This window comes from Streptomyces sp. NPDC058401, assembly GCF_042722885.1.
In the GTDB taxonomy this organism is placed as follows: Bacteria; Actinomycetota; Actinomycetes; order Streptomycetales; family Streptomycetaceae; genus Streptomyces.
The window spans coordinates 1-11,662 of record NZ_JBHXKA010000188.1 but is presented as its reverse complement, the minus strand read 5'-3'; the positions used below and the strand labels follow the sequence as shown (position 1 = coordinate 11,662).

The following is an 11,662-nucleotide window of genomic DNA, read 5'->3' as shown; positions in this document are numbered from 1 at the left end:
GGCGGGGACCCGGCCGGACCGGGCCGAGAGGCCGATAGGGTCGCTGGCCGCCCGCGGCCGGGGGCGGCGCGGCCGCCGGGGGCGGGAGCCTCCCCGGAGGCAGGGACCCTTCGGCCCGGCCGGACCGAGGAGGGAGGTCGCCCGCGCCCGCGTCCAGCGACAGCCTCGCCGCCGGTGACCGCGCCACCGCCGCAGGCGGGGACCCGGCCGGGCCGGGCCGAGAGGGTTGGAGTCGCAGACGGCCCGCGCCCGGCGACGGCATCACCGCCGAGGCAGGGTCCTCCCCTGAGGCGAGGACCCTGCCGGGCACGGCCGCGGGGGGTGCCGACGGCCCGGGCCCCGTGACGGCGCGGCGTGGCCGCCGGGGCGGGGGCCTCCCCCGAGGCAGGGGTCGGGCCGAGGGGCTGGGGTCGCAGGCGGCTCCAGCCCGGTGGCGCCACGCCCGGATGCGGGGACTTGGCCCGGCCTTGCCGAGGAGGGTGGGGGTGTGCAGGCCGCCCGCGGCCGGAGGCGGGGACCCCGACCGGCCAGACCGAGGAGGGTGGAGGCGCAAGCCGCCCGCGACCAGCGACCGCGTGACCGCCGCAGGCGGGGACCCCGACCGGCCAGACCGAAGAGGGTGGAGGCGCAAGCCGCCCGCGGCCGGCGACCGCGTGACCGTTGCAGGCGGGGACCCCGACCGGCCAGACCGAAGAGGGTGGGGGCGCAGGCCGCCCGCGGCCGGCGACCGTGTGACCGCCGGAGGCGGGGACCCGGACACGCCAGACCGAGGAGGGTGGGGGTGCAGGCCGCCCGCGACCAGCGACCGCGTGACCGTTGCAGGCGGGGACCCCGACCGGCCAGACCGAGGAGGGTGGGGGCGCAGGCCGCCCGCGGCCGGCGGCCGTGTGACCGCCGGAGGCGGGGACCCGGACCGGCCGGGTCGAGGAGGGTGGGGGCGCAGGCCGCCTGGGGCCGGTGACGGCGTCGGTGTCGGGGGGCGCCCGAGGGGGAGGGAGGGGGCGTGCCCGTGGTGGGGTGGGCTTCGGGGTGGGCGGTGGATGATCGGGTTGGATCGGGATGGTCGGGTGCTCGTGGGGTGGGGGCGGGCAGGGTGGGGGGGAAGAAGGAGAGGGGGGTCTTGTGATCTCGGGACTCAATCGGCTCGTCGGGCTCGTCGAGGAGCACCTTGACGGGGAGTTCGACGTCCGTGGACTGGCCGGGGAGCTCGGTACGACCGAGTACCACCTGCGCCGGATGTTCTCGTCGCTGGCCGGTATGCCGCTGTCGGAGTACGTGCGGCGGCGCCGCATGACCGTCGCCGCCGCCGATGTCGTGCGGGGCGAGGACGATCTGCTGGGCATCGCCGTCCGGTACGGGTACGGCTCGACCGAGGCGTTCGGACGGGCGTTCCGCGCGGTCCACGGCGTCGGGCCCCGCGACGTGCGCCGCGACGGAGGCCCCCTGCGCACACAACCACGGCTCAGGATCCGCCTGACCGTCGAAGGGAGCAGCCCCATGGACACCCGCCTCGTCGACCGCCCCGCGTTCCGGCTGGTCGGACACGCCGCCCGGGTTCCGCTCATCCACGAGGGCGTCAACCCGCACATCCAGCGGCACATCGCCGCGCTGCCGCAGGAGGAGCACCTGCGGCTGAAGGCCCTCGGCGATACCGAACCGGCCGGGCTGCTGCAGGTGTCCGACGGGGTCGACCCCGACGGCAGGGAGGGGAGCGAGCTGACCTATCTGCACGGGGTCGCCGTGGGCGGGGATTCGGCTGCCCCCGGCGATCTGGACGTCATCGGGGTGCCGGCCGGCATGTGGGCGGTCTTCCGGACCGCCGGCCCCTTTCCGCAGGCCCTGCAGACGACGTGGGCCGCGACCGCTACCGAGTGGTTCCCGTCCAACCCGTGGCGCCTGCGGCCCGGTCCCTCGATCGTCGCGTTCCTGGAGCGCGCCGATGATTTCAGTACGGCTACCTGCGAGCTGTGGCTGCCCGTCGAACCGGCGTGAGGGGAGCCGGAGGGGAGCCGGAGGGTAGCCGGAGGGGGCGCCCAGGGGAAGGGTCGAACGGATGGGCGGGGTTACCCGTGGGTCCGGTGGCGCGTTGGCCCGGTATGACCACGATGGAGACTTCCCCGCCGAGGGTGGGACGCCGCCGGCGGGCGCCCGCCGCAGGGCACGAAGAATCGGTTCGGCAGGCACCCGACCCGCCCATCTACCGTGCGCTGCTCACCCGGTGGGAGGAGGACGGCCGGACCGTGCCGGGGCAGCGCGATCCGGAGTGGTCCCGGATCGCCTCCTCCCCCATCTGGCCGACCGGCCCCCTCTTCGGCGGCTGAGCACCCGCAGGCCGCGCAGCCCGGGAAGGGCCCCTCACAGGGCCCCGGGCCGGCCCGTCAGCGGGATTCCGGGCCCGCCAGGTGGCGGGCGATGACCATGCGCTGGATCTGGTTCGTGCCCTCCACGATCTGGAGGACCTTCGCTTCGCGCATCAGCCGCTCCACCGGGAAGTCGGCCGTGTAGCCGTACCCGCCCAGGACCTGGACCGCGTCCGTCGTGACGGCCATCGCCGCGTCGGTACAGAAGAGCTTGGCCATGGCCGCCTGGCGGGAGAAGGGCTTGCCCGCATCCCGCAGCCGGGCCGCCGCCAGGTACAGCGCACGGCCCGCCTCGATCTTCGTGGCCATGTCGGCCAGCATGAACCGCAGGCCCTGGAAGTCCGCGATGGGGTGCCCGAACTGCTTGCGGTCCAGGGCGTAGGCCAGGGCCTCGTCGAGCGCGGCCTGGGCCACGCCGATCGCGCAGGCGGCGATCCCGAGGCGGCCCGCGTCCAGGGCGGCCAGGGCGATGGTGAAGCCCTGGCCCTCCTCGCCGATGCGGCGCGTGTCGGGGACCCGTACGCCGTCGAAGTGCAGCTGGGCGGTGGGCGAGCCCTTCATGCCCATCTTCTTCTCCGGTACCGCCGCCGTGAGGCCTTCCGCGTCGCCCGGGACCAGGAAGGCGGTGATGCCCTTCGGGCCGTCCACGCCCGTGCGGGCCAGCACCGTGTAGAAGTCGGCGACGCCGCCGTGGGTGATCCACGCCTTCGTGCCGCTGATCAGCCAGTCCTCGCCGTCCCGGACGGCCTTGGTGGTCAGGGAGGCCGCGTCCGAGCCCGAGGAGGGCTCCGAGAGGCAGTACGCGCCGAGCAGTCCGCCGCCGAGCATGGCGGGCAGGTGGGCGCCCTGCTGCTCCTTGGTCCCGTAGCCGGCCAGGCCGTGGCAGGCCAGCGAGTGCACGCTGACGCCGAGCCCGACGGTGAGGCGGGCCGCGGCCAGCTCCTCCAGCACCTGGAGGTAGACCTCGTACGGCTGGTCGCCGCCGCCGAACTCGCCGGCGTACGGGAGCCCGAGCAGTCCGGCCTCGGAGAGCAGCGAGAAGACCTCCCGGGGGAAGCTGCCGGCGTCCTCCTCCTCGGCGGCCCGGGGGCGGATCTCCCGCTGGGCGATCTCGCGTACGAGCGCGAGCAGGTCTCGGGACTCCTCGGTGGGCAGCGATCGGTCCACCTGCGGCGCGCGGTCGGTCATGGCGGCGCTCTCCTCACGTTCAAGCACGGGGCGGCGCGTGAGGGTGGTACGCGTCGCCGGGTCTCGGGGCTCACAACCGATGGTGCCCTCCCGGATCGCGGGAAGGTCCTGTTCAAGGGGCTGCGGCGGTTGAGTATGCCCGATCAGGGGCTTCCCGTCACGGGTACGAGATCCTCCTCGGGGACGGGCGGCGCCGGGCATTCGGGGGCGAACTCCTCGATCACCGTCAGGGTCGCGCGCAGCGTGCGCACCAGCAGCGCGCCGAACTCCGCCCGGTCGGGGTGGCCGGTACCGCCGGGAGCCCCTGGTCCACGGCCTTCCCGGGCCTCCGCGGGGGCGGGGACCGGGGGCGAGACCCGGTCGGGGACCGGGGGCGAAGCCTGGTCGGGGACCGGCGGCGAGACCTGGTCGGGGACCGGGGGCGAAGCCTGGTCGGGGACCAGGGTCGGGCCGTCCGCCGGGCCGATCCAGTCGAGGGTGCTCCCCTCGACCCCCGCCAGCCAGCCGACGAGTGCCAGCCGGGCGATCGGCGGGATCTCGCGGTGGCCGTACGCGCCTTCCGCGATGGTCGCCATGAGTTCCTCGCGCACGGCGTCGCGGATGGCGAGGACCTCGGAGTCCGAGCCGACGCCGCCGGTGACGATGGTGCGGTAGGCGGCCTGGTGGTGCTCGGCGTAGTACAGGTAGCCGTCGATGGTGCTGCGCACCCGCTGCGCGTTGGGCAGTTCGCTCTCGCCCGCGGCGCGGGCCACGAGCTCGGCCACCGAGTCCTCGACGATCGCCAGGTAGTAGCCGCGTTTGCTCTTGAAGTAGTAGTAGATGAGCCCCTTGGCCACACCCGCGTGCTTGGCGATGTCGTCCATGGAGAGCGCGTCGTACGAGGTGTCGGCGAACAACTTGCGGCCGATCGCTATGAGTTCGGCCCGCCGAACCTGCGAACGCCCGCTCGTTCCGCGCTGTTGACTATTATTCAAATTCAGCCCTAGCCTCGAACTGCCACAGGATGCCCGAAGTATGGCAGACCTCTGAGCACCCCCCTTTGCACTCCCCCTGCGCACCGGACGACGTACGGGAGGACCACATCATGGACACCGAAAGCACGGGCACCGACAGCACGAGCACGACCGGTACGAGAAGCACGAAGGGCCCCGGGAGAAGGACGCCCGAGGGCCGGGTCCACTGGAAGAAGACCGCCGCCGTCGCGATGCCCGCGGTCGTCGCGGTCGGGGCGATGGCGATGGTCATGGCGCAGGGCGCGCTCGCCGCCTCCTTCGCCGTCTCGGGGACCAGTTTCCAGGTCTCCTCGTCCAAGCTGAGCAGCAAGGGCCTGTCCTCCTACGTGCAGACGGACCGCTCCGTCGACGGCAAGGGGCATCCCGTGGCGCTGCTCGGCATCGGCGAGGCCACCCTCACGGACATCTGCCAGGCCGCCGAGGTGGACACCCCGGTGGGCACGGTGGTCTTCAAGCTGACCGCCGGCGGACCGGCCGGCAACGTCACCGCCAGCAATCTCGTCATCGACGGCGAGGACCTGGCCGGCGACGCCGTCTTCGGGACGGCCCAGATCGGCCGCGACGCCTCCACCCTCGACCAGGTCGGCGGGGTCAAGGGCGAGGCGGGCAAGTTCGGCCTCCAGGCCGGGGACATCGAGGTCGTGGACGTGAAGTCGCACGCCTGGTCGGCGACCGGCGGCAACTTCCACCTCAAGGGCCTGAAGCTGAACGTCAGCCTGGACGGCAAGAAGTGCTTCTAGGCCTGCGCGGGGCCGCCGGGCCGGGCAGCGGGTGGCTGGAACGCCGCCTCCCGCTGCCCGGCCCCCGGGGGCGGATGCGCGCCTGGCGCCGCACCCGCCCCTTCTGGGGCGGGCTGCTGGTGATCCTGGGCGGGACCGAGCTGCTGCTGGTCCCGCTCTCCCCGCTCACCGTGCTGGTCAGCCTGGGTCTCGGCGGGATCGCGGCCATCGGGATCGGCCTCGCGCTGATCGCCGCCGGGCTGTTCCTGTGGCTGCTGCCCCAGACCCGGGCCTACGTCTCGATCCACGCGCTGCTGCTCTCGGTGCTGTCCTTCGTGGCGACCAACCTCGGGGGCTTCCTCGTCGGGATGCTGCTCGGCATCGCGGGCAGCGCGCTGGCCTTCGGCTGGACCCCGCGGCCCGGTCCGGAGGCGGGCGAGGAGGGACCGTACGTCCCGAGGCTGGACGGCAGCGGGCCGCGCACGCTGGCCGCCGCGCTGCCGGTGGTGCTGCTCGCCTCGCTGGTGGCGGGCACCGGGGAGGCGAGGGCCGCCCGGGCCGGTCCGCCGATGGCGGCGCGCACTCCGCCGACCGTGACCACCTCGCTCTTCGCCCCGCAGGGGTTCGCCTTCGCGGGGGTCACCCACGTGCCCACGGTGGACGGTCCGCTGAAGGTACTGGTGCTGCGGATGCGGGCGGCCACGCTCACCGACTACGAACTGCACAGCCGGGACGGCCGCGAGGAGTACGGGCTCGCCGCGAAGAAGCTCGACCTGAGCGGCGACGTGACCTTGTACCTGACGAGGTTCAGCGGGTGCATCGAGGGGCTGCTGTGCGTGACCTTCAGCCCGGACGGGCTGCCCGCTCCCCCGGTCATCCCGCCGTTCGTCTTCATGACCCGGGTGAGCGCGGAGCAGGCGCTCGTCACCTCCGACGTGATCAGGACCGACAACCTGCGGCTGGTGGCCTCGTGATCCCCGTGCAGGCCGCGCCGCTGTGGGCGTACGGCATCGGCGCCACCTTCGCGGTGGCCGCCGGGCGCCAGCTCCAGTGGTGGGAGCGGTCGGTCCGGGGCGAGGGGGTCCGTACGAGGAGCCGCGCGGCCAATCCGTACCTCGCCCTCACCCTGCTCTACGCGGCCCTGCTGCCCGCCCCCACCGGGGCGTACCTGCTCTGGCAGAACCCGGCCTGGTCGACCATGCACGCGGCCCGCGACCACGACGGGGTGTGGGCCGGCTTCGCCCTCTTCTACGGGGCCTCGGTGGTGGTCGGCGCGCTGCTCGGCTTCCTGGCGGCGCGGCTGTTCGTGCTGGTCGGGGCCGGGTACTGGGGGTACCTCCAGGCGGTGGCCGGGTACTTCCTGCTGTTCTTCACCCTGATCCACGGGTGGGACGGCAGGGGGTACGAGCGGCTGCTGAGCGCCGATCCGCAGGCCTTCGCCGACTGGCGGGCGGAAGGCGTCGCGAACGGCGTACTGGCCTTCGCCACCTCTGGCACCTTCCTGGCCGTGCTGATCTTCGGGACGGCCGTCATCGGCACGATGCTGCTGGCCGAGATCGGCTGGCTGGTGGAGGGCTGGCGGCTGCCGGGCGCCGCGGCGGACCTCAAGGTGCCCAGGGTGATCGCGGTGGCGATCGCCGGGGCGGGGGTCTACGGACTGCCGTTCGCGGGGGCGCTGGGCGCGAGCGTCCTCGTCCGGCTGCTGGGGTGGTGGGCCGGGACGGGGGTCTTCGCCCTGCTGGCCGGGGTGGTGCTGTTGCCGGCGCGCTCGCCCGTGCGGCTGCTGTACGGGCTGGTGGGCATTCCGGACCGGCACTGGCGGGTGGAGCCGGAGGCGGGGGCGGAGGCGGAGGCGGGGGCGGAGGGCGCGATGGACGCCGCGGCGGAGGTTAGAAGAACCAGCCGACCTGGGTGACGAACATGGCCACGACCACGACCAGGGTCCAGCCGAGCACGTGCTCCAGCCAGGAGGAGGAATCGTCCTCGGGTCCGCCGGTGCGGGCCAGGCTGCGGGCGCGGGCGGTCGGGGCGGCGCTGTGTGCGGTCATGCCTCCCAATGTGACAGCGGGGGCGGCCTTCGCGGTAGAGACGATGGTCACTGGTGGCATGTCTCACGCCCCCGGCCGCGTGCTGCGGACCGGGGGCGCGAGGGGTGCGTGCGTACCGGATCAGGTGGTGCGGGTGCGGGTGCGGTCGCGGCCCGCCATGCCCGCCATGGCCAGGGCCAGGCACAGGGCGATGCCGCCGGCGAGGACGTTGCTCCACACCGTGCGGGTGGTGCTGACGTCGCCGGAGATGACGAAGGGCGCGACGATCGTCCAGGCGGCGAGACCGACTGCCGTCCAGGCCATGGCGTGGGTGCGCTCGTAAGCGGAGCCCAGTCCGCTCATGCACAGGCAGTAGGCCAGGCCCGCGATCAGGTTGTTGATCGCCAGCGAGCTGAGCCCGCTGAATCCGGCGATCCACGGCGAGGCGGCGATGTAGAGGCCCGTCATCAGGGCGAGCGCCTCGACGACCTGGGCACTCGGGGTGCTGGTGACCCGCTCGAAGCGCGAGCGCATCTCAGCGAGGTCGGGGTGGTGTTCGATTCTCGGTTGGGTGGTCATGGCGGGCTGCCTCCTATGAGAAGCTCCTATTGCCCTTTTGCCCTTTATGTTCCACTTACATGCCGTTCGGTGCAACGCAAAATCTCAGAGCACTCCCACCGCATTCCGCGCCCACCCGCAGAGCGGGCCACGCTCACCGCAGACACCCCGTTGCCCCGGGCGCAGGCCCGGGGCAACGGGGTGTCTCGGGGTCATGGCCACGCCGGCAGGCTCAGCGCACGTCGACGTAGTCCTCACGGCCCTTGGAGGCGTAGTGCGTGGCGGGGGCGTCGTCGTAGCGCATCTGCCAGGTGCCGTCCTGGTCCGCGGTGAACTTCTTGCTGAAGGTGCCGTTAGCCAGGGTCTTGGCGGTGCCCAGCTGCGTCCATGCGCCGCCCGGCGTTGCCGGCTTGAAGTAGATCCGGACGGTCTGACCGGCGAACGGCTTCCAGGTGGTGCTGTACCTGTGCGTCAGCAGCCCCTTGGCGGTCATCGTCGTACCGCGGGCCACGCCCTCGGGGGTGACGTCGTCAGCCGTGATCTGCGTAGGCCGGCGGATGAACTGGAAGGTCTGGCTGGTGGTCGGTCCCACATTGGCGGTGCCGTGGCGCAGGCGCCACAGACCGGGCTTGGCGGAGGAATACGGGTTCTTCAGGGTGAAGGGCGTGTTGTAGGTGGTGGTGGTGGAGCCGACGTAGGTCCAGGTCTTGCCGTTGTCGCCCGAGAAGTCGAAGTGGACCCGGGGGGCAGCGCCGGCCGGGACGGTGCCGTCCTTGACGATCAGCTTGCCGGTGTAGGTGATGTTCCGGTACTTGTCCACGCTTCCCACAAGGCCCTCGAAGGCGCTCATGTGGGTAGCGTGCACGGCGAAGGAAGAGGACGCGGGCTCGAACCAGGCACTGGAGAACCCGACCGTCATCTTCGCATCGCCCGTGACGCGGAACTCGGTCACTCCGTTGCCGCAGTCCTCCCGATAGACGGCGACGCAGCCGTCCTTGGTCACACTGAGACCGGAGAGATCGTCCAGCTTCTTCTGCGTGCCGTCGTCGGCCGTGCGCGTGAGGGTGGTCCGAACAGGGATCTTGGTGCCGTAGCGCCCGGTCACCGTGGCGCCGGGCGAACTCACGGTCAGCTTCGTGGCCTGCTTGCGGATCGGCAGGGACAGCTTGCTCGTTATCGACGTGCTGCCCACGAGCCAAGCATCCAGAGAGGCCTCCTCCTCGTTGCCGCGGAAGGCGAAGGGGCTGGCGAACCGTCCCGCCCCGTCGGTGGTCAGCTGCACGGTCTCGCCGCTGTAGACCGCGACCTTGACCCCGGCGCCCGCGAGCGGCCTGACTTCACGAGTCTTCGGATCCTCCGCGACCACCGTGCCCGAGGCCTGCCCCGAACGGCTGTCATAGGACAGCGAGGCCAGCGAGGACTTGAGGCCGTCGATCTTCGGGTTGAGGGCGTAGTTCAGCACCCCCTTCGTGGCGCCGACCTCCTCGTTGCTCTGGCCCTCGTTACGGACCAACTCGATGTCGTAGACGGCCATCTCGTCCAGCTTGGCGGGCGCGGACGTGAAGGTGTGATAGTCGCAATCCTCGTCCGCACACCCGCCCTCGACGAAGCCACCGACCCGCGCGACGACCGCACTTGTGCCCTTCTCCCGCACCCGGACGACGAGGTCGTCGCCGACCTGCCAGTCGTAGTAAGCCGAGAACTCGGCGCGAAACGCCCCGTCGGACCCGACCGAGGCCCTCACGGGGGACACCTCGCCCAAACCCCCGCCTGCGGCCTGCGCTGCCGGGGCGGCGAGGAACGTGGTCGCGGCGATACCGAGGGTGGCGCCAAGCGTCGTGAGGAACCGTCTAGTTGACATGGGTGATGCCTTCCGAAGCGTGCAGGAGCGGGAAGCGTCGGCAGTACCGTCCTACGAGTGAGCCACTGCCACCCGTTCGACTCACGACATCGGGAGATGGTTACCCCGGCCCCGAAAAGTTCCTCCGTGGTGCACGGCAGACCGAGGCCGAAAGGTGAACCGCGCGGTGATCACGTATGCGGAGAGCCGGGGGCCCTCTGTTTGGCCCTACAGAACGCCCACGGAGCGGAGTGCAGCGATCTGACCTGCACTCGGCCGGATCGGACCGTAGAGGTAGCAGACGCCTCCGGTGCCGGAGACGACCTTGCCGGCCGCGTTGTGGCGCTTGGTCCGCAGCCAGTTGTTCTCGAACTCCCGCCGCCGGTAGACCCGGCGCACGGCCGTGTTGTCGGCCGAGTTCGGGTCGTTGGCGATCACGTCGCCCGTGGCGGTGAAACCGATGACGGTCATCAGGTGGCCGGCCGTGCCGTAGCCCGCCCCCGTGAGCTCCTCGGCCGTGAAGGACTGGGAGGTGATGACCGGGACTCCGGCCCGCACCAGCGTCTCCAGGTCGGCGAGGGAGCCGAGGCGGGTGACGACGCCCGCGAGCTGCCGGTAGGTGGCGGCGTAGGCGGCGTTGAAGGGCCAGTTCCCGCAGCCCTTGTACGCGGCGTCGTAGGTGGAGCGGGCGGCGTGGCAGACCTGGGGGTCCGCGTAGCCCTTCTTGACCCAGGCCACGGAGGTGGCGCTGGCCCGGCGGCCCCAGAACTCGATGATCATCTGGGAGGAGGTGGGGCTGCACCAGGCCTCGCCGCCGTTGTCGTACTCGGGGTACTGCCCGGCGTGCGTCTCCTGCGAGTACCTCGGCACCTTCAGCTCGTGGACCCCTCCCGCGGCGGTGGTGGCCGGGACCGAGAACCGGTCCGGGACGTCCGAGACCATCGCCCCGGCCAGCCACACCGTGGGGCCGCGGCTCGCACCGGGCTTGCGGTACAGGGTCAGACGCAGCCGCCAGTCCTTGATCCGCAGCCCGCTCGCGGGGGCGTCCACGGCCAGGGTGTCGGTCCAGACGGTCGACTTGCCGTCGGTCTGCCCGTCCACGGAGGTGCGCCGGATGTCACCGTCGCCGGAGGCCCAGCGGCCCATCACGTACCAGGGCGTGGCGGTGCCGTCCGTGTAGGTGCCGCGCAGCTCGGTCTGGATCCAGGTGCCGGCGGGGGTGCGGGCGTTCCAGGAGGCGATGGCCTCGGTGGCGGGGACGGTGGAGGTGTGGACCGGGGAGGTCCAGACGGCGTACTCCCAGGTGCTCTTCTTCCCCGTGTGCGGGTCGGCGTACTCCCTGCGGCCCGTCGGGGTCTTGATCTCCAGGCCGGGGCGGGCGCCGCCGATGGCGGTGGTGCCCTGGTGGAGGCCGGCGGTCCAGTGGGCGTACGAGTACCAGAAGCGGTTGTCCACCGTCTTGCGGGGGGCTCCGCCGGTGGCCTCGGTCGGGGTGGGGGCCTCGGCCTCGGTCTCGGCCTTGGCGGTCGGGGCCGGGGTCATGGGCTCCGGGCCTGCGCCCGCGCCGGCGCCGGCGCCTGCGCCTGCGCCTGCGCCTGCGGCGGAGGCTCGGCCGCCCGGGACGGTGGCCGCGGTGGCGGCCGCTAGGACCACCGCCAGGAGGGCGCGGCGGGGTGTGGGTGCGGTCATCGGCGTGGCCCCCAGGGGTCGGTGCGGCGGGTCGGCTCCCGCACACCCTTCCAGTTCCCGCCCGGGAGACCGCGAAGCCCGGCCCCGTGTCGGGGTGACGGGCCCCGGCCCCCTCGCCCCCGCTCCCCCGGGTCCGGGCCCTGCGGGGCTGTCCCCTACCCGCCCTTCCACCGTTCCCCGGGCTCCGCCCGGACCCCTGCCCCGTGTGGCGCCGTACCCGGGGCCCGGCCCCCGGACCCCCGCTCCTCACACGCCGGAGTGGCTGGAT

At 72.8% G+C, this 11,662-nt stretch carries 9 protein-coding genes and 1 pseudogene; 4 read left to right on the top strand and 6 right to left on the bottom strand.

The window, feature by feature from the left end:
• The first annotated feature begins 1,122 nt into the window (after positions 1 to 1,122).
• On the top strand, positions 1,123 to 1,992 hold the full coding sequence (locus tag ACFWNV_RS36990; RefSeq protein WP_383955838.1) for a GyrI-like domain-containing protein: 870 nt from the start codon (positions 1,123 to 1,125) through the stop codon (positions 1,990 to 1,992).
• A 386-nt stretch (positions 1,993 to 2,378) separates the two neighbouring features.
• Here ACFWNV_RS36990 and ACFWNV_RS36985 read toward each other — a convergent pair whose 3' ends face one another.
• Positions 2,379 to 3,548: an acyl-CoA dehydrogenase family protein gene (locus tag ACFWNV_RS36985; protein WP_383955835.1), complete on the bottom strand. Its 1,170-nt coding sequence runs from the start codon at positions 3,546 to 3,548 to the stop codon at positions 2,379 to 2,381.
• A gap of 452 nt (positions 3,549 to 4,000) precedes the next feature.
• Positions 4,001 to 4,522: pseudogene (locus tag ACFWNV_RS36980) on the bottom strand (TetR/AcrR family transcriptional regulator); the annotation flags it as partial.
• A gap of 230 nt (positions 4,523 to 4,752) precedes the next feature.
• Between ACFWNV_RS36980 and ACFWNV_RS36975 the strand changes: the two are divergent.
• From ACFWNV_RS36975 to ACFWNV_RS36965, 3 genes are read left to right on the top strand one after another with little or no spacing between them, the layout of a single operon-like run.
• The gene (locus tag ACFWNV_RS36975; RefSeq protein WP_383955841.1) at positions 4,753 to 5,301 is read left to right on the top strand and encodes a DUF6230 family protein; all 549 of its coding nucleotides are present in this window, start codon (positions 4,753 to 4,755) and stop codon (positions 5,299 to 5,301) included.
• Positions 5,292 to 6,254, top strand: a complete 963-nt coding sequence (locus ACFWNV_RS36970; protein ID WP_383955832.1) for a DUF6114 domain-containing protein — start codon at positions 5,292 to 5,294, stop codon at positions 6,252 to 6,254. The genes ACFWNV_RS36975 and ACFWNV_RS36970 overlap by 10 nt, the downstream gene beginning before the upstream one ends.
• Positions 6,251 to 7,195, top strand: coding sequence for a hypothetical protein (locus tag ACFWNV_RS36965; protein WP_383955829.1), 945 nt, complete (start codon positions 6,251 to 6,253; stop codon positions 7,193 to 7,195). The genes ACFWNV_RS36970 and ACFWNV_RS36965 overlap by 4 nt, the downstream gene beginning before the upstream one ends.
• Here ACFWNV_RS36965 and ACFWNV_RS36960 read toward each other — a convergent pair.
• The 4 genes from ACFWNV_RS36960 to ACFWNV_RS36945 form a co-directional block, all read right to left on the bottom strand.
• Positions 7,170 to 7,328, bottom strand: a complete 159-nt coding sequence (locus ACFWNV_RS36960; protein ID WP_383955826.1) for an SCO1431 family membrane protein — start codon at positions 7,326 to 7,328, stop codon at positions 7,170 to 7,172. The two genes, ACFWNV_RS36965 and ACFWNV_RS36960, sit on opposite strands and share 26 nt — an antisense overlap.
• Positions 7,329 to 7,448: 120 nt before the next feature.
• A complete protein-coding gene (locus ACFWNV_RS36955) occupies positions 7,449 to 7,886 on the bottom strand; it encodes an SPW repeat protein (RefSeq protein WP_383955823.1) in 438 nt (145 codons plus the stop codon).
• A 211-nt stretch (positions 7,887 to 8,097) separates the two neighbouring features.
• Positions 8,098 to 9,726: a hypothetical protein gene (locus tag ACFWNV_RS36950; protein WP_383955820.1), complete on the bottom strand. Its 1,629-nt coding sequence runs from the start codon at positions 9,724 to 9,726 to the stop codon at positions 8,098 to 8,100.
• A 207-nt stretch (positions 9,727 to 9,933) separates the two neighbouring features.
• Positions 9,934 to 11,394: a peptidase C39 family protein gene (locus tag ACFWNV_RS36945; protein WP_383955817.1), complete on the bottom strand. Its 1,461-nt coding sequence runs from the start codon at positions 11,392 to 11,394 to the stop codon at positions 9,934 to 9,936.
• Between the last annotated feature and the right edge of the window lie 268 nt (positions 11,395 to 11,662).